The 26276-nt window shown below is 51.5% G+C and carries 22 protein-coding genes and 1 pseudogene; 12 read left to right on the top strand and 11 right to left on the bottom strand.

The annotated features are described in order from the left end of the window. Positions 1-31: 31 nt before the first annotated feature. The 3 genes from METBU_RS0117695 to amrS are packed head-to-tail and all read right to left on the bottom strand — an operon-like array spanning position 32 to position 3562. On the bottom strand, positions 32-1231 hold the full coding sequence (locus METBU_RS0117695) for an ABC transporter permease (protein ID WP_017841891.1): 1200 nt from the start codon (positions 1229-1231) through the stop codon (positions 32-34). A gap of 7 nt (positions 1232-1238) precedes the next feature. Beyond that, the gene (locus tag METBU_RS0117690; protein ID WP_017841890.1) at positions 1239-2450 is read right to left on the bottom strand and encodes an ABC transporter permease; all 1212 of its coding nucleotides are present in this window, start codon (positions 2448-2450) and stop codon (positions 1239-1241) included. A 26-nt stretch (positions 2451-2476) separates the two neighbouring features. After that, positions 2477-3562 carry an AmmeMemoRadiSam system radical SAM enzyme gene (amrS, locus tag METBU_RS0117685; protein ID WP_026130303.1) on the bottom strand — a complete coding sequence of 362 codons (1086 nt, stop codon included), beginning with the start codon at positions 3560-3562 and terminating at the stop codon, positions 2477-2479. A 102-nt stretch (positions 3563-3664) separates the two neighbouring features. Between amrS and amrB the strand changes: the two genes are divergently transcribed. The 4 genes from amrB to METBU_RS24645 all read left to right on the top strand — a co-directional run bounded on the left by amrB (position 3665) and on the right by METBU_RS24645 (position 6635). After that, the gene (amrB, locus tag METBU_RS0117680) at positions 3665-4444 is read left to right on the top strand and encodes an AmmeMemoRadiSam system protein B (protein WP_017841888.1); all 780 of its coding nucleotides are present in this window, start codon (positions 3665-3667) and stop codon (positions 4442-4444) included. Next, the gene (gene amrA / locus METBU_RS0117675) at positions 4431-4988 is read left to right on the top strand and encodes an AmmeMemoRadiSam system protein A (protein WP_017841887.1); all 558 of its coding nucleotides are present in this window, start codon (positions 4431-4433) and stop codon (positions 4986-4988) included. The genes amrB and amrA overlap by 14 nt, the downstream gene beginning before the upstream one ends. A 22-nt stretch (positions 4989-5010) precedes the next feature. Then, on the top strand, positions 5011-5454 hold the full coding sequence (locus tag METBU_RS0117670; protein ID WP_017841886.1) for a SoxR reducing system RseC family protein: 444 nt from the start codon (positions 5011-5013) through the stop codon (positions 5452-5454). A gap of 272 nt (positions 5455-5726) precedes the next feature. Then, positions 5727-6635, top strand: coding sequence for a hypothetical protein (locus tag METBU_RS24645; protein ID WP_235726425.1), 909 nt, complete (start codon positions 5727-5729; stop codon positions 6633-6635). Positions 6636-7175: 540 nt separating this feature from the next. On the opposite strand, the gene METBU_RS0117650 is transcribed toward METBU_RS24645, so the two are convergent. The 5 genes from METBU_RS0117650 to lexA all read right to left on the bottom strand — a co-directional run bounded on the left by METBU_RS0117650 (position 7176) and on the right by lexA (position 13750). Next, a complete protein-coding gene (locus METBU_RS0117650) occupies positions 7176-9254 on the bottom strand; it encodes a heavy metal translocating P-type ATPase (RefSeq protein WP_017841882.1) in 2079 nt (692 codons plus the stop codon). 43 nt (positions 9255-9297) lie between these two features. Beyond that, on the bottom strand, positions 9298-11997 hold the full coding sequence (gene acnA / locus METBU_RS0117645) for an aconitate hydratase AcnA (RefSeq protein ID WP_017841881.1): 2700 nt from the start codon (positions 11995-11997) through the stop codon (positions 9298-9300). 108 nt (positions 11998-12105) lie between these two features. Further along, entirely contained in the window at positions 12106-12372 is a 267-nt protein-coding gene (locus METBU_RS0117640) for a hypothetical protein (RefSeq protein WP_144053591.1), read from the bottom strand. 578 nt (positions 12373-12950) lie between these two features. Then, entirely contained in the window at positions 12951-13094 is a 144-nt protein-coding gene (locus tag METBU_RS28235) for a hypothetical protein (RefSeq protein ID WP_017841219.1), read from the bottom strand. 29 nt (positions 13095-13123) lie between these two features. Continuing rightward, positions 13124-13750, bottom strand: a complete 627-nt coding sequence (gene lexA, locus METBU_RS0117630) for a transcriptional repressor LexA (protein WP_017841879.1) — start codon at positions 13748-13750, stop codon at positions 13124-13126. Positions 13751-13874: 124 nt separating this feature from the next. Between lexA and METBU_RS24640 the strand changes: the two genes are divergently transcribed. The 3 genes from METBU_RS24640 to METBU_RS28230 all read left to right on the top strand — a co-directional run bounded on the left by METBU_RS24640 (position 13875) and on the right by METBU_RS28230 (position 15821). Further along, positions 13875-14261: a LexA family protein gene (locus METBU_RS24640; protein ID WP_425272078.1), complete on the top strand. Its 387-nt coding sequence runs from the start codon at positions 13875-13877 to the stop codon at positions 14259-14261. Between the two features lie 183 nt (positions 14262-14444). Beyond that, a complete protein-coding gene (locus tag METBU_RS0117620; RefSeq protein ID WP_017841877.1) occupies positions 14445-15587 on the top strand; it encodes a phospholipase D family protein in 1143 nt (380 codons plus the stop codon). Between the two features lie 93 nt (positions 15588-15680). Beyond that, positions 15681-15821, top strand: a complete 141-nt coding sequence (locus tag METBU_RS28230; RefSeq protein WP_017841876.1) for a hypothetical protein — start codon at positions 15681-15683, stop codon at positions 15819-15821. Between the two features lie 297 nt (positions 15822-16118). Here the strand turns inward: METBU_RS28230 and METBU_RS24630 are convergent, their stop codons facing one another. Further along, positions 16119-16823 (bottom strand): hypothetical protein, encoded by a 705-nt coding sequence (locus METBU_RS24630; protein ID WP_017841875.1) that lies wholly within the window; start codon positions 16821-16823, stop codon positions 16119-16121. 373 nt (positions 16824-17196) lie between these two features. Between METBU_RS24630 and METBU_RS29265 the strand changes: the two genes are divergently transcribed. Further along, on the top strand, positions 17197-17340 hold the full coding sequence (locus tag METBU_RS29265) for a cation-transporting P-type ATPase (protein ID WP_083877778.1): 144 nt from the start codon (positions 17197-17199) through the stop codon (positions 17338-17340). Positions 17341-17349: 9 nt separating this feature from the next. Then, positions 17350-17808, top strand: coding sequence for a hypothetical protein (locus tag METBU_RS28795; protein ID WP_017841874.1), 459 nt, complete (start codon positions 17350-17352; stop codon positions 17806-17808). A 30-nt stretch (positions 17809-17838) separates the two neighbouring features. On the opposite strand, the pseudogene METBU_RS29260 reads toward METBU_RS28795, so the two are convergent. Next, a pseudogene (locus METBU_RS29260) lies at positions 17839-18027 on the bottom strand (RepB family plasmid replication initiator protein); the annotation flags it as partial. A 150-nt stretch (positions 18028-18177) separates the two neighbouring features. Beyond that, positions 18178-18315, bottom strand: coding sequence for a hypothetical protein (locus METBU_RS28225; protein WP_017841873.1), 138 nt, complete (start codon positions 18313-18315; stop codon positions 18178-18180). Positions 18316-19026: 711 nt separating this feature from the next. Here METBU_RS28225 and METBU_RS0117595 point away from each other — a divergent pair. Genes METBU_RS0117595 through METBU_RS0117585 form a run of 3 tightly spaced genes read left to right on the top strand, consistent with a single transcriptional unit; the run spans position 19027 to position 26270 of the window. Next, positions 19027-23934 (top strand): 2-oxoacid:acceptor oxidoreductase family protein, encoded by a 4908-nt coding sequence (locus METBU_RS0117595; protein WP_026130302.1) that lies wholly within the window; start codon positions 19027-19029, stop codon positions 23932-23934. Continuing rightward, positions 23885-25279 (top strand): electron transport complex subunit RsxC, encoded by a 1395-nt coding sequence (gene rsxC / locus METBU_RS0117590; protein ID WP_017841871.1) that lies wholly within the window; start codon positions 23885-23887, stop codon positions 25277-25279. Before METBU_RS0117595 ends, rsxC begins: the two co-directional genes overlap by 50 nt. Then, the gene (locus METBU_RS0117585; protein ID WP_017841870.1) at positions 25272-26270 is read left to right on the top strand and encodes an RnfABCDGE type electron transport complex subunit D; all 999 of its coding nucleotides are present in this window, start codon (positions 25272-25274) and stop codon (positions 26268-26270) included. The genes rsxC and METBU_RS0117585 overlap by 8 nt, the downstream gene beginning before the upstream one ends. The last annotated feature ends 6 nt before the right edge of the window (positions 26271-26276 follow it).

Here is a 26276-nt window from a genome sequence, read left to right as displayed (position 1 = left end):
CAACGCCCGGCAGCTCATGTTTCGGTTCCGGCTACTCGGTCCGCAAGGCTTCCAGCGGATTCAAGCGTGCGGCCTTGATCGCCGGCATCACGCCGGCGGCCATGCCGATCGCCAGCGACAATACAAAGGCGGCAGCCAAGTAATCCCATGCCAATTGCACCGGTAAGGCCGGAATAAACTCGACGATCAATTGCACGGTAAGCATGCCGACGGCAATACCGGCCAATCCTCCGGCGAGGCTAAGCGCCAAGGCTTCGGCTAAAAACAACTGAAAAACCACGCGGCGCTCGGCGCCGAGCGCACGCAGCAGGCCGATTTCGGAGATACGTTCGGAAACGGCGATCGTCATGATCGTCAAAATGCCGACCGAACCGACCAATAACGAAATACCGCCTAACGCGCCGATTCCCAGCGTCAGAATCGATAATACCGAATCCATGGTTTCGAGCATTTTATTCTGCGTTATGATCGTAAAATCCTCGAAACCGTGGCGCCGGATCAATAAATCCTTGATGGCTTGCTCGACGATGTCGACCGAAATGTCGGGATTGTAAATGACATCGATCTCCATCAGGCTTTGCCGGTTGAACAACTCCAATGCTTTATCCGCCGGGATATGTACCGTGTCGTCCAAATCGAATCCGAGCATTTGACCTTTCGATTCCATCACGCCGATAATGCGGTAGCGATCTCCACCGATGCGAATGCGCTCGCCCAACGGATTCGTTCGGCCGAATAGTTCGCTAGCCAATTTACTACCCAAAACGGCGAATGCTCGAGAGGCGCTCTGGTCGTCTTCGGGTAGAAACCGCCCGCTGGCAACATTGATTTTCCAAATTTCCGGCAATGCCGAACTCACGCCGAAAACATTGGCGCGCCGGTGGCGGCCAATCGTTTCCACGCGGGCATTGCCTTGCACCATCGGCATTGCGGCGATGACATTCGGGAGCCTGCCGACACTCTCGGCATCGCCGATCGTCAAGGGCCTCACCGTGCTGATGGTGGCTCCGGATATGCCGAAGGTCGTGGTTTTGCCTGGGGTGATCGCGAGCAGATTCGTGCCGAATTGCGTGAATTCGTCCAACACGAAACGATGAATGCCTTGCCCGATCGAAGTCAGAATCACGACAGCGGCAATGCCGATAATCAAACCCAGTGCGGTCAATGAAGAACGTAGCTTTTGATTGAGTACGGTGCGGAGCGATAAACCGGCCAAATCGAAAATAGTCATCGTCTGCTTACCTTTTCGCCAACGCGGAAACCGGGTCCATCTTTGCCGCCTTGCGTGCCGGCAACACCCCGAAAATCAAGCCTGTAGCCAGCGATACTGCTAGCGCGGCGGCAAGCGCCCAATTCGGAAAAATGAACGGAAACGCCGGATACAGCATTTGCAACACGAACAAAATCAATTGACCGACAACGACTCCTAAAACTGCTCCGGCCAACGATAACAACGCCGCCTCGGTCAAAAACAAACGCTGCAATTGGCTCTTGGTTGCGCCTAATGCCCGCAGCAGGCCGATTTCAGATGTACGTTGTGTCACGCTGACCAACATTACATTCATAACAAGCACACCCGCCACCGCAAGGCTGATGCCGGCAATCCCGGCGACAGTCAAGGTCAGTGCGGTCAATATTTTGTCGAAGGTTTGTACCACGCTGTCTTGCGTGATGATCGTCACGTCGTCTTCGCCTTCGTGGCGAGCCTTGATGATTTCGCGAATGTCGTCGACCGCTTTATACATCGCCGGTTTGGACTTGGCTTCGACCAAGACCCGGAACAGGCCTTGCGTATCGAATAAGGCTTGCGCCGAGGCAACCGGAACGATCACGATCTCATCGAAACCGACGCCGATCGATTGGCCTTCGGTCGACAGCACGCCGATGACTCGAAAGCGGCGATCATGGATACGCAGCCATTGTCCGATGGCCGGACCTCTCGGAAATAATTCCTCGCGAATCGTTTGGCCGATGACACAGACTTGTTGCGCTCGCTTAACATCCATATCCGGTAAAAAATGCCCCTGAGCCATAGTCAATCGGCGCACGCGCTGCAGCGCATGCGTCGAACCCAAAATATTCGCCTCGCGCTCGAGCGCTTGGCCGCGCACCGAAACCGGCGCGGAACCGACCGAAACCGGCGCAACTGCGGCGATATAATGGCTTCTGAACAAGGCTTCGGCATCGTCTAGCGTCAAATCGCGCGGCGTTTCGCCCATAATCGGTGGGTGTCCGCCAACAGTTTCCGTTCTGCCCGGTAAAACGATCACCAAATGCGTACCGAGCGCTTCGAATTCTTGGACTATGTAATTGCGAGCGCTTTCGCCCAATGCAACCAATACTGTAACCGACGCCACACCGATGCTCATCGCGAGAATAATCAACGAAACCCTTAACGGCTGGGTTTTAATCGAGCCAAACGCTTGAGTTAAAGTGTCATGAATCAGCATGAACTTAGGGATTTAGGCAAAGAGCATTAAGCGACCTCGATTGCTTGGCGCCGCGCTCCCCAATTCCCAGGCTTTTCATTGAAAACGCCGGCGCAACGCGTTCCGCAAAATTTACAACACCCTTTTTCGTCGAGATTCCAGTCGGATAATTGATACCAATCGCGACCGATCAGGAGTTTTCCGCAATGATGACAATAGGTGCTGTCCGCTTCTTTTCGATGCACATTACCGACATAGGCGTAACGGACGCCATTTTTGATGGCAATGTCACGAGCGAGTAGTAGCGACGAAACCGGCGTATGCGGCTTATCCATCATTTTCCAATCGGGATGAAACGCGGTGAAATGCATCGGCACATCGGGGCCTAAGTTTTCGACGACCCATTGCGTCATCGCTTCGAATTCGTTTTCCGAGTCGTTTTCGCCGGGAATGACCAGGGTCGTTAATTCAAACCAAACTGAAGTCTCATGCTTAAGGTAAAGCAGCGTATCGAGCACGGCATCCAAATGACTGCCGGTAATTTTATGATAAAAGTTTTCGGTAAAGGCCTTGAGATCGACATTGGCGGCATCCATATATCGATAAAACTCGGCCCTAGGCTCAGGACACACATAACCGGCCGTCACCGCGACCGATTTGATTCCGAGTTCTCGGCAAGCGATTGCGGTATCGATGGCATATTCATGAAAGATAACCGGATCATTGTAAGTATAAGCGACGCTATCGCAGCCATTTTCCCGCGCCGCTCTAGCAATCGCCTCAGCCGATGCCAAACTCATCAGCGCATCCATCTCGCGCGATTTACTGATATCCCAGTTTTGACAGAATTTACATGCTAGATTGCAACCGGCCGTGCCGAAGGATAGAATTGGCGTGCCCGGTAAAAAATGGTTCAACGGTTTCTTTTCGATCGGATCGATTGCAAAGCCGCTAGACCGGCCGTAGCTGGTCATGACAACTTGACCGTTTTGGTTTTGCCTGACGAAACACAATCCTCGCTGACCCTCATGCAATTTGCAAAATCTAGGACATAGATCGCATTGTACGCGCCCATCCTCTAAGGCATGCCAATAGCGTGTCGTAACGGTGTCTGGGGTAATCAAGTTAGGCATTAGCGCTCTCCCGGAACCAATGAATGTTTTAGCGGGTCAGTGGATTGTAAGCTTTCCGCTATAAAATCCTCTTCATTCCTCTTTTTATACAGGATATTGTCTATGAACAGAAGACCCGCAGTCGCAGGCTTGTTTTATCCTGACGATCCGACTGAGTTGCGAACAATGGTGGATCATTACTTAAATGATGCCGAAACCGAGGCGAAAGTTCCAAAGGCGATTATCGCCCCCCACGCCGGTTACATTTATTCAGGGCCGATTGCCGCCAGCGCCTATGCGAGACTAAAACAGGCCCGCGACAGCATCACGCGAGTCGTGCTGATCGGGCCTTCGCACCGTGTGGCTTTTCGCGGCTTGGCCGTTACCCGCACCGACTACTACACAACGCCATTGGGCAATATAGTTATCGACCGGACTGCGGTCGAAGCATTGATAAAGTTGCCATTCGTCGAATACATCGAACAAGCGCATACCCATGAGCACAGCCTGGAAGTGCATTTGCCTTTCTTGCAGGAAACGTTGGCCGATTTTAAATTAATCCCGATTGTCGCCGGCGATGCTTCGGCCGATCAAGTCAGCCAAGCGCTCGATTTGGTTTGGGGCGGCCCTGAAACCTTGATCGTCATCAGCTCCGACTTAAGCCATTATCACGATTATTTAACTGCGAAAAAACTCGACCAACAAACCAGTACCTTGATCGAGCAAATGCAATACGAAAAGTTGTCGCCCGAGGACGCATGCGGCAAAGTGGCGGTATCCGGATTATTGAAATTGTTGCGACAAAAATCGATGAGTATTAAAGCCGTCGATCTCAGGAATTCCGGCGATACCGCAGGCGATAAAGACCGAGTCGTGGGGTATGGAGCGTATGTCGTTGACTGAACAAGACCGCAGGCGCCTTCTGGATTTAGCCAAGTCATCCATTGCTCATGGCTTAAAGTACGGCAAAGCGCTCAAGATCGATCTAAGCGATTATCCACCCGAATTGACTGTGCCGCGCTCAACATTCGTGACCTTGCAAAAACAAGGACAACTGCGCGGCTGCATCGGCATGCTCGAAGCGATTAGACCCATGGCCGAGGATGTCGCCGAGAATGCTTTCTCCGCAGCATTCAAGGATTACCGATTCCCACCGCTCGAAGCCGACGAACTCGATGCATTGGACATTCATATTTCGATACTGAATCCCGCCGAACCGATTGCATTCACTTCGGAGCAAGATCTAATCGACCAATTGCGCCCTGGTATCGACGGCTTGATTTTAGAAGAAGGCCTCAAACGAGGCACCTTTTTACCTTCGGTATGGGAGTCCTTGCCCGATCCTCGGCAGTTCTTGCAACATCTCAAACAAAAAGCCGGGCTTCCCCCGTATTATTGGTCGGATAGCATTAAGATTTCGCGGTATACTGCCGAAATTATCGATTGATTCAAAGTGGCGAGGAACGATCATGATCGAAGAAAATGCAATCGTGGCAAAAATCGAACATAACCAAGTTTGGGTCGAAAGCAAGCCAAAGCAGGGCTGCGGCGGTTGCCTGCAAAAAAGCTCCTGCTCCACCTCGGTGCTCGATAAGTTTATCAAGAAACGCTCGATCGCCGTCGATTGCGACATCGAGTTAAAAACCGGCGACGAAGTCGTTATCGGAATTAGCGAGGGGATTTTAATCAAGGCCTCGCTATTGCTATATATGCTGCCCTTGGTTGTGATGGTTCTAAGCGGCGCGGTCGCTGAAGCATTTCTGCCTTCCGGATACGAATATGCCGATCTGGTGATTGCCGGCACCGCGATTTCGGCATTATTACTGTCCCTCTGGGCAATCTCCAAGCTGCAGCAATCTTTTTTCTATACCTTTTTTTCGAGACCTGTCGTCATTAGAAGATCAACGGACTGACCTTTGCACCGTTTTAGTACTCGTTGCGAACCTGGTTAGAATCCCATTTGCTATGAAATTGCACGATCTAAAAAGAGCGCGGTTGCTCGAAAGAGTCGCCGGAACCGCGTCTCGTAGCTTTTTCAGGCTTGGTGACGCCGAAAGTCTTATAAAATTGCACGAGATGCGCATTTCGCATGCGTTCAAGCCCCGACATGGACCGCAATTTGCGTCTATTATGTCTACACCTTCCTTTTTACGAATTCGATTTTTATTTTCCATGGAAACACGCTATGCATCCTTTTAAATCCCATCTCAAAGAACTCGACCTTCCGATCAAAGTCTTGTTTACCGGCTATTTAGGCACCGTTGCTGTCGGTTACTTTTTTGCGTTGATACAAATTCTTTTTACGCACGGTATGGCCGACGGCAAGTTCGGGCTATCGATCGACGATATCGTCTACAGTTATTACGGCAACCGCTCGGGTACCTTACTCGAAACCAAGTTAAACGGCTCGATGAAACCCTATGCGACCGAGCAAGAGCGCTTCGCACTGATTCAATGGACACGGGACGGGGCGGAACAATCGGAATATGAATCCAGCGGCTCAAAAAAAATCATCGAAACCAAATGTGTGATGTGTCACAACGCCGATGCGTCGGGAATCCCTAATTACAACGACTTTTCTCAACTGAAAGCCGTGACCGAACAAGACGAAGGCGCTACCTTCGCCTCGTTGATTCGCATATCGCATATCCACTTATTCGGTATTGCTTTTATTTTCATGTTCGTCGGTCTGATTTTTAGTTTTTCCGAAACCGCGTCGGTCGTAATCAAAAGCACCGCAATCGGCATGCCTTACGTATTCTTGATAGCGGACATCATGTCGTGGTGGCTCACTAAGCTGCATCCGATGTTTGCCTGGCTCGTGATTATCGCTGGTATGGGTATGGCCGTGTCGTTCGCATTCATGTGGTTTACATCGATCGCAGAGATGTGGGCATATCGCTACGTCTTCGTCGATGGCTTGGCTGTTTACTATCACAACATCAGGAAGGCATCTGCCAAGAAGTTGTCGCTCGATGAACAGACTTCGATGAGCGCCGTGATTTATCATGCAGCAAAGCAAACCGTCTGCTTTTTCATCGAAAATGGCGTTAAGCCGCTCATCTCGTTCATCAAAAGCAAGATCAATAAATAACCTAACCACCTTATCCGGACGAAAAACGTCTGATTTTTAGGAGTTACGGAATGTCGGCAGCATTGAGTTGCCGACATTCCGTGCTGTTACAGACAGCTCGAAAAAAGAAAGGAAATGCAAATCCTCAAAATCGTTCTGAATCCAAAGCTGATGGGGCAGTAATTCCCGGTTTGAGCATGTTCTCGCAGTTTAGGGCGTGGAGTATACCTGTCAAGGAACGCCATAAATGCTGAATAATGACCGTTTAGCGGTTAAAACACAGCCCCAACCGAGGCTATTCATTATAGATGCTGTCAATTAATTCCTTAAACCAACGGGGACGAAAAACCATAATATACAGCATCAACACTTCTAATATCGGCAACGGTATTATGTGTAAAACAATCAATACCACTAAAAAGGCAATGCAGATAAACAGCCTTGTAAATGAAGCTGATTTATTCATTATTTAGAATCCGGTTATTTTTTATTCCAAAAGTGTAGCCTAATAAAGCCGTCATGCTCTTTCCAGCCCGTTGAACCTGCGTGTCGCTGCCGGGCTTATAATTCGGCCCTGCGCAACAATTGGGCATTCAGCGCCACGATCACCGTGCTGGCCGACATCAGCACCGCGCCGACCGCCGGCGCGAGAAGGATTCCGGCCCATGCCAACGCGCCCGCCGCGAGCGGAATCGCGACGATGTTGTAGCCCGCGGCCCACCACAAATTCTGTACCATCTTACGATAGGTCGCCTTGCTCAGATTGACGATCCTCGACACGTCGCGCGGATCCGAACGGACCAAGACCACATCGCCGGCCTCGACAGCGACATCGGTGCCGGCGCCGATCGCAATACCGACATCGGCGGTCAACAAAGCCGGCGCATCGTTGACGCCGTCTCCGACCATCGCGACGCGCTTGCCTTGAGCCTGAAGCTCTTCGATGCGCTTTACCTTGTCCTCGGGCAACACTTGAGCGAACACCGTGTCGATGTTCAATTCCTTAGCCACGGCATCGGCAACCGCTTGCGAATCGCCGGTCAGCATCGCGACTTCGATGCCGGCATCATGCAACAGGCGCACCGCCTCACCGGAAACGGGACGAATTGCATCGGCGATCGCAAAGACCGCCAAAACCCTATCCCCTTCGACGAGATAAATCGCCGCCCGGCCGGATTCGCCGAAGCGGTCGGCGGCGTCCGCCAGGACTTGGGGCATTTCTCTCTCGAACGTTTTTAGCAAGGCCGGCCCACCCACCTGAAGTTTGCGCCCTTCCACAACAGCCTCCACGCCCCGGCCGGGGATTGCTTGAAAATCCTGGGCCGAGGGCCATTCAATTTCGACTTCTTCGGCGCTCTTGAGCAGGGCTCTCGCAATCGGATGCTCCGAATCGCGTTCGACCGCCGCGGCAAGCCGGAGTGCTTCGTCCGGCTCGACGCCTTCGGCCGTGATCGTTTCGACGACGCGGTGCTCGCCCAAGGTCAGCGTGCCGGTCTTGTCGAACACCACGATATCCAGATTACGCGCCTCCTCCAATCCCCTACGATCGCGCACCAACAATCCACCGCGCGCACCCAATGTCGTCGAAATCGCAATCACGAGCGGCACGGCAAGCCCCAAGGCATGAGGACAGGCGATGACCAATACCGTCACGACCCGCGTCACGGTGAAATCCATCGTCGCGCCGGCCAGCGACCAGGCAATGAATGTCAAGGCGCCCGAGACGATCGCGACCAGCGTCAGATAAAACGCCGCCCGGTCCGCCAAGGCCTGAGCCCGGGAGCGTGAAGTTTGAGCCTGATCGACCAAGCGCATGATGCCGGCCAAAGCGGTCTTATCTCCGGTGCCGGTAACTTCGATGCGCAAGGAGCCTTCACCATTGACCGTGCCTGCAATCACTTCATCGCCCTCGCCTTTCGTCACCGGCTCGGATTCGCCGGTAATCAATGCCTCATTGACCGAACTCTTACCGCTCTTGACGACGCCGTCGGCCGGAACCGCCGCGCCTGGGCGGATCAACAACAAATCGCCGTCTTGCAAGCGGTCAACGGCGACCTCTTCGGTTTTATCTCCGTCGACCAGCCTTAGCGCCGTATCCGGCAGCAACTTCGCCAATTCCTGCAAAGCGCCCTGGGCCTGGAAGATCGAACGCATCTCTATCCAATGTCCCAGCAGCATGATCGCCACCAAAGATGCCAGCTCCCACCACAGCGCATGCCCCTTGAAACCGAACGTGACGGCCAGGCTGTACAAAAAAGCGACGCTGATCGCCAGCGAGATCAAGATCATCATGCCCGGCAGGCGGCTTTGCAATTCGCGCCAGCCGCCTTGCAAAAACACCCAACCGCCGTAAAAATAAACCAGCGTGCCGAAAACGGCCGAAACATACCCCGAACCCGGAAAAGCCGGCGCCGTATACGACAACCAGCGCTGCAGTTCCTCGCTCCAAATCAGCGTTGGGACGGCCAGCACCAACGTCAGCCAAAATTTATCCCGAAACATCTCCACGCTATGGCCTGCGTGCTTGTCGTGTCCGGCATGGTTTTTGTGGGCCGAATGCGAATGGCCGTCGTTTTCATCGGATTTCGAAGCCCCGGCATGAGGCGCCTGATGTTTATGATGCTCGTGCGGATGTTTCATGAATGCAGCCCCTCTTTTGTCTTTGCTTAATGGATGGATTTCCTCAACCCGCCCTCAGCTTCTTCAAAACCGTGCGCAAAATACCGCCGTCCCGGTAATATTGAATTTCGATCGGCGTATCGATGCGGCTGACGGCCTTGAAGGACTTAACGCTCCCGTCCGGAGCGCTGGCGGTCACGTCGACGACTTGTTGGGGAACAGTGTCGTCGGCGATGTCCACCGTAAAAGTTTCGTCGCCCTTCAGCCCGAGACTTTGCGCCGATTCGCCGGACATAAACTGCAACGGCAAAATCCCCATGCCGATCAAATTGCTGCGATGAATTCTTTCGTAACTTTCCGCAATGACGGCCTTGACACCCTGCATGAACGGCCCTTTCGCCGCCCAATCGCGTGACGATCCTGAACCGTATTCCTTGCCCGCCAGAATACAGAGCGGCATACCGGATTCTTTGTACTTCATCGCGGCATCGAAAAAGGTCATTCGTTCGCCGCTGGGATGATGAATCGTAACATTGCCTTCGGCCCCCGGAACCAACAGGTTATGAATACGCACATTCGCAAATGTGCCTCTGCACATCACCTGATCGTTACCCCGGCGCGAACCATAACTATTCCAGTCCTTGCGCTCGACGCCTTTTTCGAGCAGATATAATGCCGCCGGCGAATCAGGCGCTATTTGACCGGCCGGCGAAATATGATCGGTCGTGACCGAATCGCCGAACAGCGCCAACACCCGCATGTCGGCGAGACGGCCGATGGTTTCGGAGCCGCCGCCCAGCCCTTCGAAGAACGGCGGTTTTCTGATATAAGTCGACCGTTCGTTCCATTGATAGCGCTCTGAGCCGGCGACTGCAATCGCCTGCCAGGCCTGGGTACCGGTAAAGACATCGGCATAACGCTCCCGGAACATTTCCGGCGTGACAAATTTTCGGACGACTTCATCGATTTCCTCGGTCGTTGGCCAAATATCTTTCAGGAACACCGGTTTGCCGTCGTTACCTTGACCGATGGAGTCGTTTCTCATATCGACAGCGGTCGATCCCGCCAACGCATAGGCCACCACCAGCGGCGGCGAGGCGAGATAATTGGTTTTGGTGAGCGGATGCACGCGGCCTTCGAAATTCCGGTTGCCGGACAACACCGCAGACACGACCAAGTCATTGTCTACGATGGCCTCTTCCACCGCCGCATCGAGCGGGCCGGAATTGCCGATGCAGGTCGTGCAGCCGTAGCCGACCAGATAAAAACCCAGCGCTTCCAGATAGGGCAGCAGCCCGGATTGCTTCAAATATTCGGTCACCACCTGCGAGCCGGGCGCCAGCGAGGTTTTGACATAATTTTTGACCTTGAGCCCTTTCTCGACGGCTTTCTTCGCGACCAGGCCGGCGCCGAGCATCACGGAGGGATTGCTGGTGTTCGTGCAGGACGTAATCGCGGCGATTACGACGGCGCCGTGCGTGATCGTTTCGCAGGCGCCTTTGTTCGATACCACGCCGCAGCGATCGAGATCGCTTTCGGCAAGGCCCATGCCGCGAATGCCGACCGGCGCGATCAGCGTCTGCCGATAAGTCGGTCCGACTTGACTCAGCGGAATTCGGTCCTGCGGACGTTTTGGGCCGGCCAGCGCCGGCTCGATTTCGCCGAGATCGACTTCCAGCGTGCGGGTAAATTCGGGCTCCGGCGCATCGTCGGTGCGGAATAATCCTTGTAGCTTGGCATAGCGCTCGGTGAGCTCGATTTGTTCGGGACTGCGCCCGGTGAGGCGCATATAGTTCAAAGCCGCCTTATCGACCGGGAAAAAACTCACGGTCGAACCTTGCTCCGGGGCCATGTTGCTGATGGTCGCACGATCCGGAATACTGAGTTGGGACAAACCGGAGCCGTAAAACTCGACGAATTGACCGACAACGCCGAACTGCCTGCACAACTCGGTGATACGCAGCACCAGATCGGTCGCGGTCACGCCAGGCGGCAGCTTTCCGGTCAATTTAATGCCGACCACATCCGGTTCCAGCATGTAAATGGGCTGATCCAGAATGACCGCCTCGGCTTCGATGCCGCCGACGCCCCAGGCCAACACGCCCAAGCCGTTGACCATCGGCGTATGCGAATCGGTGCCGACGCAACTGTCGGGATAGCACAGGTCGCTGTTCTTGTTGTGAAAGACGACTTGAGCCAAATATTCGAGATTGACTTGATGAACGATTCCGGTAGACGGCGGCACCACTCGCAGATTCTGAAAGGCCGATTGACCCCATTTCAGGAATTCATAGCGTTCTTGATTGCGTTGAAACTCGACCGCTTCGTTCATCGGCAAGGCATTGGCTTTGCCGAAATAATCGACCTGCACCGAATGGTCTATCACCAGATCGCAAGGGATAAACGGATTGATTTTTTTCGGATCGCCGCCCAATTCGTTCATCGCATCACGCATCGCGGCCAGATCGACCAAGGCCGGCACGCCGGTAAAGTCCTGCAGGATGACCCGCGCCGGTTTGTAGGGAATTTCCCGCCTGGAACCTTGCGCCTGCCAAGCGGCGAGGCCGAGCACATGGTCTTCGGTGATCGAATAGCCGTCGCAGTTGCGCAACAGACTCTCAAGCAAGATTTTTATCGTTTGCGGCAAGCGGGAAAGATCAGCAGCGCCGGCGGACTCTAAACACGCAAGACGGTAGTAGAACAACGGGCTTGCACGGTCTGGATTCAATAACTGCCGTGCGCCGAAAGGATCGGTTGAATTCATGGTGGATACCCTCCATCGAAGTCGGGAGTTTAATTTTGGTATACCACACTTCTATCGGATATGACACCGCTTTTCGTTATTGATGTCTTCGAAACCCGAATCAACCTGTCACGCATCCGAGCGAAGATATTTTTTGACGATCCGGCTATCCGGCCCTGCAATCCGGGCCACCGCCTCGAAACTTTCCAGCCGATCGTAAGAATCGAATCCGGCATGCCGTTCCAGCGCTTTGAAGTGCTCATCCAGTATCACTTGCATCGCTTCGCGCCGCTCGACAACCGATAAACTGCCGATGTCGATATCTAGTGCTTGGCAGTCCCTGCTCCCCAAGCTGATGAGCGGCGAAATACGGGGAATAATTACCTGACTACACAAAAAACGCATCCTTCGATGACATTTTATGGAGGCCATTATGCTCACGACGGTTGTTTTAGATGATGCATACTCGAAAAAGCTCAAGCTTTAACCAAAATCCAGCCTCATCAAAGAAGCCTTGAAGGCCCTGATTGAACGCGAGAGAGCCTGGCCTGCTTAGGCGGTATTGCCCCTGATTTACAGCCCATCCCGCGCCGGCAAACCGAATTGTAACAATGCCGGTATAGTGGATTCCTCAGTATGGATCGGTCACTTTAAGAAAAAAGTACCGGCGTTAGTCCAGCAATTCCCAATTTGGAGATCAAAAAGGGTGAGGGGTATGCTTGGCGAGGATGTCGGCAGCAGGGGCAGATTTTTGCTCCTCGGCAATTGCTCCTGCATTGCCCTACTACACGCCATCCTTGGCGCTTAGCTGCCGCCAAGCCCCCATGGATGGGTTTACGGCGTTCCTCGACAGGCATACCCCACACCCTAAAATCGGCGAAACTGCTCAAACTGGGAATTGCTGCGCAAATCGGCTTAACTGAGCACCTTTCTGAAGAAGCCTGTTTGTGTCCCACTCGACTACAGCATAAAACTCACCAAACCACCCCAACCAACATAATCGCCGACACCACCAGAACCTTCATACCCCAAGCAATTACGCAATCCGACCGGCGATCCTCCATAATCTCGGCCACCCTGTTCCTGACCTGATCCTGCATGTGAATTTTGCGTTGCATAGCGGCTCTCCACGTTTAAAGGCTTGTTGCTAATGTGCCCGGTAACTGCGCATTTGTCCGACCAAAATACCTTGAATTTGAACTTGTTCGGGCGCATAAATTTGGGTTGTCATCGCTGAATTAGCCGGTATCAACAGCACTTTGCCCGGCGATTGTTCGATATATTTCAACGTCGCTTCGTGATTGTCGATCAACGCCACGACAATTTCCCCGTTGCGTGCGTAATCGCGCTGCTCGATCACCACCCAATCCCCGTCGAAAATGCCGGCTTCTTTCATCGAATCCCCTTTGACTTGCAAGACATAACACGGCTTGTCGCTTTTCAGCAGCGCCGGGACCGGCAGGTAATGCACATCGGCCAATGCTTCGATCGGTTTGCCGGCGGCGATTTTACCGACATAGGGCAAGGCATGTTCGCACGCGGCATAATCCCGCTGCGCCTGGGCCGTCAAACGAATGCCGGTTTGTTTGCTGCCCGAGAACGGTTCGATCAGTCCGGCATCGATCAAGGCGCTGATGTGCTTGTGCAACGATCCGCGCGAAGCCATGCCCAACGATTCGCAGAGCTCATCGAGCGTCGGCGGATAGGCAAAGCGTTCGTAGTTATCGCGCAAAAACTCGAAGATTTGTCGTTGTCGGCGGGTTAATTCAGTCATTGTGTCAACATCATTTGCTTTTGGGATGTCTGGCAGTTTAGCAAAATGCGCCTAAAATGAGAACATAAAGAGAACATAAAAACGCCTTTCGGCTGCTCCGCCTACTCAACCCGCCGTGCTCATTATGCCAACGAATTTCTTTTACGCTGCGCCAAACCCCAAAACTGTGAACCTGCCGTTGTTTTCCGGCAAAGTCTCGGCCGGCTTCCCCTCGCCGGCCGATGATTACATCGAGAAAACGCTGGACCTGAACGAACTGCTGGTGCAAAAGCCCGCCTCGACGTTCTTTGTCCGCGCGCAAGGCGAATCGATGCTCGGCGCCGGCATTCATCCGAACGACATTCTGGTCGTCGATCGTTCGCTGGAACCGGTGCCGGGCAGGATCGTGATTTGCGCACTGAACGGCGAGTTAGTCGTGAAGCACTTGAAGCGCCGGGGCGGTCAGTGGGTTTTAGGCTCGGAAAACCCGGCCTATCGGGATATCGTGTTATGTGAGGAAATGGAACGGTGATTTGGGGCGTGGTGACGAGCGTGATCCATCCGTTGTGATGTCTATGCTGGCGCTATGCGATAGATTGGGGGCTGGTTAATGTTGCGGTATAGGCTCGACTAAATAGTCTAAAATTTGTCCTTTTGTGGTTGGTCACTCAAAACTAGAGTTTTCTGGCTACCAATATGAAAATAAGAGGAATTGATGGCTATCTACCTTAACCCCACATCAGATTCATTACTTTATGATGCCTATGTATCAGCTTTCGAGAACGCGGATGAGATTTTCGTGCTATCCGCATATTTGCGAGATTGGAAAAATTTTGAATTATCAGATGAATGCAAGAATGCAACCTTAATCGTTGGGAAAGACTTTGGAATCACTAGAAAGAAAGCTCTTAGCGATGCATTGATTTGGAAAAATGCGCATGACGATATCTGTCATTTCTTTGTGACTGACAAGATTGATGGGTTTCATCCAAAGATAGTCATGTGGAAACAAGGTGGTGAACGATTCCTCATCATTGGATCGTCGAATTTGACCGTTGCAGCCTTTGAGAGCAATTATGAGGCAAACTTAAAAATAAAAATTGACAAAAAGCGTTATCAGGAAATAAGTAACTGGATCGCGGATATCTTGGGAAGGTCAAGGCCAGTAGATCAAAAATGGATCAATGCATATCCAGAGGCTGCACTTCCTAATCCCCGTCCAAAACCCTCATCAATCAATAATACAATCGGCAGTCTCCACTTGCCGAAGTTTCCTGGGTTAGCCAAAGCTATTGCTGAACGAAAAGAGCGCACCTACGCTTCCGAAGAAATTCGAACTGAGCTTGAACAAGCTGTTAGGGATTGCGCCACGGGGAAAATGGTCCAAGATGATTTTTATTTCTGGCTCATTCAGAACTGGAATGGGGCGAAATGGAAATTCCAAGGAAACGGAATTTTTCGTCATAGCAAAGAAGCAACAAACTGGCAGATGCTATGCGAAACACTCATAAAATGCATCACAGCTAATGGCCACCGTGATGCTGTTGTACAAACAGAATATGACCAACTTGAAAAATCGGGCCAAGCAGAAGTTCGTAAAGCTTTTCTTACAGAAATGCTTTGTCATTTTTTCCCAGAAGATTACCCGCTTTGGAATAAACCAGTCATAACTTGGCTAACTAAAGTTGGTGTCACAAAAAATAGACCGAGAGGCTTAAGTGAAGGTGGAAAATACATTTGGCTTGCCGAACAGCTTCGTACATCAATTAAGAAAAACCCCGATTATCCAGCGACGAACCTAGCTGAATTAGATCATGTCATCTGGGCATACTGTGAATATAAAGGATGGAACAAATAAAATCCCCAGACCACGACGCTTTGAAACGGTCCGATCGTAATCATATTCCTGAGTTTAACTAACCAATAAACCCCTTAACTAGAGATTGAAACGATGAAATTCGACGACATGACGAAAAATGAAAAGAGACTGTTACTGTATCTTGAGACGTGCTCAGTTGACCACGGAGGACTTGTTCACACGCAGCACATGAACAGCGACGACATGCAGATTGCCAAGCAAGCGGTGGAATGAAGCTGGATTCGTGCGTTTTGGTCGGCTTGCAAGCGACTGTCTGCCGATGAGCAGCGGGGCCACGCATTGGTGCGAGTTGTCGGGCGAAGCATGGGTACTGGCTCACACCGAGAGGCGGGAAAGGTACGCACGCATCAACAGCAGACGGAAGTGGCGCACGACCGACGAGAAGCGCACACCAAACAAGCAGCTAAAAACCTTAAGTCAGGCGTTCGAGTAGGAGCTTAACATACGCAATATTCAGAACCAGAAACGCTCCGATTTCAAAGTGACTTCCTTATTAATTAGACTTTTGAGTTAATGAAAGAAATTAGCTGTAATACGCCCGTTCCAAGCCTTTCGGCATAGCCGTCTTCCCGCCCCACCATCAAACCGCATCTTCACCATCGCATCCCCCGGCCTCAACCAAAACTGAACCACCACCTCGCCCCGGATCGCGGTCAGATTCAAATAATCCCGCAAATCCCCGGCCTTCGCATAATGCAGCTTGACCTTAGCCCCGTTCCAGCTCACCGGATGGTAAACCTCCAATTGCGTGACATCGACCACTTTGTCGGTGTCGATGTGCAATTCGCCCAATAGGTAATAATCGTGGTTGGCCTTCAGATTCTCGACCAGCCAACGGAGCGACCGGCCTTTCATGTCGACGCGCAGGGAGATCACGCGCAGCGGCGGCTCGCCCTCGATCAGCACTGCGTCAACCGGGTACAGGTTGTGGTACAGCTGGCTCTTGCCGACCGAGCGGGCTTGGCCCTGGTATTCGACGATCAAGCCCTTTTGCCAGGCGCCGAGCACCGGGCAGGCGCATTCGATGTGCTCCAGCGTCAGGTTGTCGATCGCCTTCAGTTCCAGCGTGTGCCAGGTTAGGCCTTGGACTTTGACGAACTCGCCGTAGGCGATATCGAAATCTTTCAGGATTTGATGCAGTCCGCCGCGCAGGCCCAGATTGCTCATCGAATACAGACCCACGCAGAATACCAGCATCGCGCACAGCACGATCATTTCGGCCTTGCTCCGGAAGGCGAATACCCGAGCCTTCAAACTGCCCTGCTAGGCCATGGCATCGATGCGGATCTGTTGGCGGAACCGGAATTCAACCTCTGTCCGTCGGTTCAGGTGCGGTGTTATGGCGAAGGGAACCTTCGGGCCGGGCCGTTTGTGGTGGTTTTGCCGGATGCGGCGAATGATGATCATTAGACGAGTAACGGCCAGAATCAGACCACCAAATTCAAATCTTGCTTTGAGTCAGTAAATAGTAAGGTACTTTTGTTAAATTCCTTGAGCTGGAACGAGAATAAGAACCAATCTTTACCATTGAACTCCAAGAAATCATGACAAAAAAGCCCTATTTCATGAACCAAGAGACTGACATTCCTTGTATATCAAGCAGACATTGGAAGACTTGCAGCTCGACAGAGATGGTTTATCCACTCAACAAGCCCAGGAACGTCTTAATACCAGTGGTCCGAACCGTTTGCCATCTTCACAACGAGGGGGCCTTTACTTCGTTTTCTGCTAGGAGAAAAGCATGAGCCAAAGAAATCGCTTGCAGTGGACAGTTGCGCTCTTAAGTGGCATTTTGGTTGTCGCTCTAGTCGTGTGGCTCTTTGGCGAGGTTTGGCGCTATGCCGGCGAATACGATAAGAATCCGTCTCACCGCAATTTGAAGAACCAGTTGATGCGTCGAAAGTCAGACTCGATGCAAGATGTCCTCGATGCGATCGTTCGAGGCAGACTCAACCGTGTCAATGCCGCAGCCGTGGAGATGGAAAGGTACGCCGCCGCGATTGATGGCTATCTGTCTACAGACGTCTACGAGAAGCATGGCAAGTCCTTCAATGAAGCCATACACGACCTGAAACGAGCAACTGCACAAAACGATGCAGAACTGACCAAGGAGGCAGCGCTTAGGCTCGAGCGATCCTGCTTGGAATGCCACATGCTGATCAACGCGCACAAGGGCCAACAGGCGCAGGGCAACGAATGAGTGAACGCCAAAAATATGCGAGTAGCTGCTTTTGAATTGAGTAACATATTTGAGTTTGTAGGCAGTGAATTTATCGGATAGCAGGGAAAGATAAAGAATGATCTCGGACGACAAGCACAGCATTATCTTGCCTTCGTTTTTGACGTATTCCTTGCGGTAGATCCAGCGTATTGCGCCATCGATCTTGATGGTGCGGCTATATAGCCTTTCAACGGCCATCTTCATATCGCTCGGTAGCCATTGCTAGAATCCAGCCCTGTGAGGTCAACGATTTCGTTCTAGGCCTTCGGGCACGATATGCGGATCCAGACTTTGTCCCAAGGAAATGATAGCCTGACAAATGGCACATCCTCCCAATTGTTGTCACATTTATTTACGAATACCCGATCGATTTTTCAAAGTATCGACCGTAAATTTGACCGACAATTGTTTCAACTGATGCACAGCACTCAGACACTCTTCGGTATTCTTGGTCAATACGGTTTCGGTGATTTCCAGCTCGATCAATTCTCCTTCAATAAATAAAGGTTTTGGCCATAAACAGCCTCCCTTGTAATATGGGATTCGATACGACAAACCCCATCAATAAGCATGCTTTTTGCTTATTATACCCATCGTAGATCAAAATTCGGCACCGGGGTGCACGTCAAAGGACGCCGTGAATACGTCCCCGTAGGCTCTATGCCAGCTCCATGCTGGCAAAGCCTTTGCCGAGCACCCCGGCGGCGCCTCAGGCACTGCCGAAATTTGAAGTGCGAAAGGTATACTTTCAGCAGCATTCCAAAATAGTGCGGCAAATGTGATATTGTTGTGCTACGCGGACGTATTCACCCAGCACCTAAATTTCATAGCCTGTTGGCTATGCAATGGTTAACTGCCTTGGTTAATTTAGGCGCTTGACCTGTCAAGCGAGTAACCGAACCCTAGGCTAAGCTCCATAGTACCGGAAATTATTTGTCGCAAACCCCTAATGAATAAAAGCCGATTCGATACGACCATCATAAACACCATCAATTAGGTATGTTTTTTGCGTGCCAGTTTCAGCAGCAGCATTCCAAAATAGTCCGGCAAATCTGCTATTGTTGTGCTGAATGAAGCCTAATTAATCGACCAAAAAAACATTGCCAATTAGATTCAATTGGAATACTGTTTTAACGAAGGATAAATCGGAAAGTCACTCTGAAATTCCTATCCATAATCCCACCAAGCGATACCGTCATGGAAAATAGAAACAAGCAATTCAAATATCCAGGAACAAGGGTAGCCATGGATGGCAATACAGTAGCCATCATGTGCGAACGCGAATCCTCGGATGCCGCAGGCGCCTATCCCATCACACCGTCCACCCAAATGGGCGAATACTGGGCTGAAGAGGCGGCCAAAGGACATTTGAACATTTCCGACCGTCCTCTCATCTTTATTGAGCCGGAAGGAGAGCATGCCGCGGCTGCCGTGACGGCCGGATTGTCCATGACAGGCTTGAGGTCCACCAATTTTTCCTCCGGTCAGGGTATTGCCTACATGCACGAATCGCTCTATGCCGCTGTAGGAAAAAGGCTGACCTATGTCTTGAACATAGGCGCAAGAGCCATGACCAAAGCCACTCTCAATGTGCATGCGGGACATGACGATTATCATGCGATTGACGATACCGGTTTTTTTCAGCTTTTTGCCAAAAAAGCCCAGCATGTGGCCGACCTGAATATCATTTCCCACAGGATTGCCGAATTAGCCTTGAATCCGGGCGTGATCGCCCAAGACGGCTTTTTGACGACCCATCTGATCGAGTCTCTTTTATTGCCGGAGCGGGAGTTGATCAAGGAGTATCTGGGTAGACCGGACGACATCATCGATACCCCCACTCCGGCTCAAAGAATTATTTATGGGGAAAAAAGAAGACGTATTCCTGAAGTGTGGGATGTGGACAATCCTATGATGGCCGGACTCGTGCAGAACCAGGACGCTTACATGCAAAGTGTCGCCGCTCAGCGCCCTTTCTTTTTCGACCATATCAAAGAACTGACCGACCAGGCTTTCGAGGAATATTATCAATTAACGGGGCGTCGTTACGCACGCGTCATGACCTATAAAGTCGACGACGCCGATTACCTGATTCTAGGTCAGGGCAGCGTAGTCTCTAGCGCCGAAGCGGTGGCGGATTACTTAAGAAAAACTCGCGGTTTGAAAGTCGGCGTGGTGGATTTGGTAATGTTCAGACCCTTCCCGGCGGATCTTTTGGGAAAAGTTTTAAAAGGCCGAAAAGGCGTCGCCATTTTGGAAAGGCTGGATCAGCCGTTAGCGGAAGATCCTCCTATCATGCGTGAAACCCGTGCGGTAATTACTAAATGTATCGAAAACGGCACGCACAAGAAAAATATTCCGTACCCGGACTTGTCTTCCTATTCATTCAGCGAAATGCCGCCTTTATATTCGGGCTCTTTCGGCATGGGCAGCCGCGATCTTCAACCGGAAGGCATTATTGGCGCGATAGAAAACATGCTACCTAACGGCAAGCATAAAAAACGCTTTTATTTGTCGATCGACTTTATCCGGGAACATGCCTTCACGCCCAAACAAAGAGCCCATCAAGAAGCCATTCAAGAAGCTTATCCGAATGTGAAGGAATTGGCCGTGCGCGGTTCTGAAAACCCAAACCTAATGCCGCCGGGCGCCATTACGGTAAGGTTTCACTCGGTCGGCGGTTGGGGTGCCATCACGACGGGTAAAAACCTGGCGATGACGCTGTTCGATCTTTTGGGCTACGACATTAAAGCCAATCCCAAATACGGCTCGGAGAAAAAAGGACAACCGACCACTTACTATCTTGCCGCCGCGCCCGAACCGATCAATATCAATTGCGAATATTATTTCGTCGATGTGGTGCTATCGCCTGACCCGAATGTTTTCAAGCATACCAATGCCTTGGCGGGTCTCAAAAAAGGCGGAACTTTCATCATTCAAAGCGAGCGGAAAACCGCCGATGAAGTTTGGGCCGACATACCGGTACATTACCAAAAGATGATCATCGACAATGACATCCGGGTCTTTTATGTCGATGGATTCAAAATCGCAAGAGAAGAAGCGACCGATCCGGAATTACAGCTCAGAATGCAAGGCATTGCTTTTCAGGGGGCTTTCTTCTCCGCATCGCCTTTGATGGAAAAATCCGGACTCAGCGATGTCGCGCTGTTGAAAGCGATAGAAGAACAATTGCAACACAAGTTCGGCAGCAAAGGTCAGCGGGTCGTCGATGACAACATGCGCGTCGTGAAGCGCGGATTCGATGAAGTCCATGAAATCAAAAACAAAGTCTTAGGCGCTCAAGCCGAGAAAACCAGCGGACAATTGATCGCGCCGATTCCAAGTCTACTGAAAACCACCCCGCAGAGTGAATCCAAACTCAGCGATATTCACCGTTTTTGGGAGCAGACCGGTAATTTCTATCTCACCGGCCAAGGCAACGATAATCTAACAGACCCCTTTATCGGTTTGAGCGTGATGCCGGCAACGACATCGCTGTTCAGGGATATGACCGGCATTCGCTTTGAGCATCCGGAATGGGTGGCCGATAATTGCACGGCTTGCGGCAACTGTTACACGGTTTGCCCAGACACGGCCATTCCCGGCTTGGTCAGCGAATTATCGGATGTGCTCGATACGGTTTTGAAACGGGTGAAACGGAAACACGACAAACTCGAATTTCTTCCTAAAACCGTCAAACAACTGGAACCCAAAATTCGTGCGCTTTTCAATGAGCCGCACGAGGGGGTCACCGTGAACAACATGGTCAATGAAGCCATCGATGCGGCTATCGAACAAGAATCGAAGGACTCATTGCTCGCTACCGAACTGCAATGGTTCAGGGACGAACTCGGCGATTTCCAGTTTTCGCTGACTCGGCCCTACTATGACCTGCACGAAAAGAAAGCAGCCAATAGCGGGGGCTTATTCAGCATCACTGTCAATCCTACGACCTGTAAAGGCTGTATGGAATGCGTCAAGGTATGCGATGACGACGCATTGAGGGTAGTCAAACAAACCGATGAATCGATTGCAAAATTGAGAGAGGAATGGGGCTTTTGGAGCGACCTTCCGAATACTCCGAAAAAATTTCATCGCGTTGACGACCTGGAAGAAAAAATAGGTCCTCTGGAAACCATCTTGTTGGATAAAGGGGCCTATCAAAGCTTTGCCAGTGGCGACGGGGCCTGTTTGGGTTGCTCCGAGAAGTCGGTCGTTCATCTATTCATGGCCACGGTGGAATCCCTGATGATTCCACGGGTCGAAAAACATGTGGCTTATCTTCAGGATCTGATTGAAAAGCTGGAGAAACATGTTCAACTCAAGTTGATGAACACGATGAACGTCACGGACACCGACATGATGTCCAAGATTGTCGCCGAAATGCAGGGCGGGGACCTGACCATGTCCGGGATTGCCCGTAGACTGGAGCATGAAAAAGGTTCTTCCCCGATCGACCAGGAATGGTTGACCGAAACAACGCAAACCATTGCCGGTTTGAAACACTTGCATTGGAAATATACCAACGGAGTCACCGGAAAAGGCCGCTCGACGATGGGCATGACCAATGCGACGGGCTGTACCTCGGTATGGGGCAGTACTTATCCGTACAATCCCTATCCGTTCCCTTGGGCGAATCACCTGTTCCAAGACAGCACTTCCTTGGCCATGGGGATTTTTGAAGGTCATATGGCCAAAATGGCCGACGGATTCAAATTGATACGTAAAGCCGAATTGGAATTGACCGGAAATTACAATCCCCGCGATCATAACGAATTCTTCAGCTATTTCAATTGGGAACAGTTTTCCGACCAAGAGTGGAAGTTGTGTCCGCCTGTCGTTGCGTTGGGCGGCGACGGCGCGATGTACGACATCGGTTTCCAAAATCTTTCGCGCATGATGGCCTCGGGCAAACCCATTAAAGTAGTGGTCGTCGATACCCAAGTCTATTCCAATACCGGCGGCCAAGCTTGTACTTCGGGTTTTGTCGGTCAAGTCTCCGACATGGCGCAATTCGGCAAAGTCGGGAAAGGCAAATCCGAACCGAGAAAAGAAATAGGCTTGATCGGCATGGCGCACAGAAATACCTATGTCATGCAAGCCACGTTGGCCAACACCAGCCACATGATCGAAGGCTTCATCGATGGCTTGATGACGAAAAGACCCGCGCTGTTCAATCTGTACACTACCTGCCAACCCGAGCACGGCGTTGGTGACGACATGGGCTTCAATCAGGCTAAACTGGCCGTCGAATCCAGAGCCTATCCAATCTTCCGCTATGATCCGGACAAAGGCGTGACGCCTCAAGAAGCATTCGACTTGGAAGGGAATCCGGCCATGGATAAACATTGGCCGACCTATACGCTGAAATACCAGGAAGGCGGTAGACAAAAATCGATGGAAGTTGCGATGACCTTTGCTGATTTCGCCTTGACCGAAGCAAGATTCAGAAAACACTTCAGAAAAGCGCCTCGCGATACCTGGAATGAAAATATGGTGGTTTTGTCCGAGTTTCTAAAATTGGACGAATCCGAAAGAGAAGGAAAATTTCCGTTCATTTGGGCGGTGGACAGAAAACAGCTGCTCAGCCGGGTTTTGGTATCCAAAACGATGGTACTGTCCTGTGAGGAAAGAAGGGATTTCTGGATCATGCTGAAAGCCATTGCCGGCATCAAAGATGAAAAAGCAACGCCGGTGGAAGATTTAGAAAGCAAAATCCGAGCAGAAGTCGTCGGCAAGATTGCCAAGGGCTTGATGAAGCTAGCCGGTGATGAGGGTGCCGGCATCATGGATTTTGCGTTAGGCGAAACCGACACAGAAGCCTCGGCAGGCGCAGCGGCCGAAGTCAAAGCGGATAGCATGGCGCCTTGGCTTGAAACGGAGAATTGCACGGCCTGTGACGAGTGCATCAACCTGAACCCCAATATCTTCGCTTACAACAACGATAAAAAGGCCTTTATCAAAGATGCCAATGCCGGACCTTACAGCGATTTGGTCAAGGCGGCTGAAAAATGTACCGCCGGCGTGATCCATCCGGGACTGCCTGCCGATAGAAGTGCCGCCGATATCGAGAAATGGATCAAAAGAGGCGAAAAATTTAATTGATGCCGTGTTGAAATTTTCTTCAAATACTTTCAAGCATGGGGTACATCCCCCGGAACACAAGGAGGACACGAACAAACTGCCCGTCCGGCAGTTTCCGTTTCCTCCGTTGATTGTCCTTCCGATGCAGCAACATATAGGCAAGCCGGCTCAGGTTATCGTACGCGAAGGCCAGGAGGTCGCGAGGGGACAGATGCTGGCCAAGGCCGACGGCTATCTGTCGGTTCCGATGCATGCTCCGGTTTCCGGTATTGTCAGGAAAATCGCCAACGTCCCGGTCATCGGAGGTCAAAAGGCAAGCGGCATTTATCTTGAAACTTTCCCTTTTTCCGGACAAGAAGTCGTGGAAGGCGCACCTGTTCCCTTGTCGGCAAGTCCGGAAGCCATTTTACAAGGCATCCAGGATGCCGGTATTGTGGGCTTAGGCGGGGCCGCATTCCCGACCCACGTCAAGTTGAAAATCCCAGAGGGTAAATTCTGCGAGCACTTGATCATCAACGGGATCGAATGCGAGCCTTATCTGACCACCGATCATCGAGTCATGCTCGAACAGGCCGATGATATTTTCACCGGCATTCGGTATCTTCTCAGAGTCACCGACGCCAAGCAGGTCATCATCGGCATCGAAGCCAACAAAAAAGATGCCGCCGATCATTTAGCCGACCGGATTCCTGACGATTTGCCGGTAAAAGTCAAAGTCGTACCGGTCAAATACCCTCAGGGCGCCGAGAAAATGCTGATTACGGCTTTGCTCGGCAAAGAGGTTCCTTCAGGCGGTTTTCCGATCGATGTTCATGCCGTAGCGGTCAATGTCGCCACGACGGCCGAAATCGGAAGATTATTGCCCCATGGCCGTGGCATTCAGGAAAGAGTGGTCACAATTACCGGCCCCGGAATCAAGAAAAAAGGCAATTATCTAATACCGATCGGGACGCCGCTACGCTTTGTATTGGAACACGTCGGAGCCGCAGAAAACCTCAGCGAAGTCTATATGGGCGGGCCAATGATGGGCGTTTCGGCCTCCGACTTGGATCTATCGATTGTCAAAGGCACATCCGGCATCGTGGTGTTCGGCGATGAAAATGTCAAAAGAAGCGACAAAATCTATCCGTGTATCAAATGCGGGGCCTGTGTCGATGCCTGTCCGATTTCCCTGAATCCTTCGCGATTGGGCATCTTGGCAAAATCCGAAGCTTACGACACGATGGCCGAGGAGTACCACCTAATGGATTGTTTCGAATGCGGCTCTTGTTCCTATGTGTGCCCATCCAATATTCCTTTGGTGCAATATTTCAGAGTCGCCAAAGGAATCGTTAGAAAAAGAAAATCGGCGGTTGCCCATGTTTAGCAAAACCCTACGTATCAGCAGTTCGCCCCATATCAACAAAGGGGTCGGCGTCGATGTGATCATGCGCAACGTGGTCTATGCGCTTCTGCCGGTTGCGGCTTTTGCCGTTTATGCCTTCGGTATCAATGCGCTTTTGGTGATTCTCACCTCCCTGATTGCTTGCGTACTGACCGAGCATCTGTTGAATAAATTTTCCAACCGGCCGAGCACGATTGCCGACGGCTCGGCGGTGATTACCGGTTTGCTGTTGGGATTGACGTTACCGCCGATTTTTCCATTATGGATGACCTTCATCGGCGGAGTATTGGCAATTGCCTTGGGAAAATTCGTTTTTGGCGGCCTGGGCTACAATGCCTTTAACCCGGCTTTGGTCGGAAGAGCCATTCTACAAGCCGCCTTTCCAGTCGCGATCACGACTTGGCATCCGGCTTTTTTGGCGGACAGATTTACCCGTGTGTCCGAGTCGGTGCTAACTTTTCCGTTTGCAAAACCTGTCGTCGACGGCATATCGGGCGCCACGCCGCTTTCTGCTTTTAAGTTCGATCAAGTTACCACGGAAAGCGCGGATTTGGCCTTGGGGCTTGTCAGCGGATCGATCGGAGAAACATCGTCCGTGTTGATCGCATTGGGCGGACTCTATTTAATTGCCCGCAAGATGATGAACTGGCGCATTCCTGTCGCTATTTTAGGCTCTGTTTATGTTTTAAGCGGCATTTTGTATTGGATTAATCCGGAAATCTACCCTTCTCCGGAATTTATGCTTTTCTCCGGCGGCTTGATGCTGGGGGCGGTATTCATGGCCACCGATATGGTAGGTTCCCCGATAACGTCATTGGGCGTCGTGATTTATGGCATCTTCATCGGGCTGCTTGTGGTCGTTATTCGTATTTGGGGCGGTTTGCCCGAGGGCGTGATGTACGCTATTTTATTGGGAAACGCGCTGTCTCCACACATCGACCGACTCATCCGTCCTAGAGTTTACGGGACCTGAAAGGTA

The organism is Methylotuvimicrobium buryatense 5G (assembly GCF_000341735.1).
Classification (GTDB): domain Bacteria; phylum Pseudomonadota; class Gammaproteobacteria; order Methylococcales; family Methylomonadaceae; genus Methylotuvimicrobium; species Methylotuvimicrobium buryatense.
The sequence above is the reverse complement of the archived record's forward strand: the minus strand, read 5'-3'. Positions and strand labels throughout refer to the sequence as shown.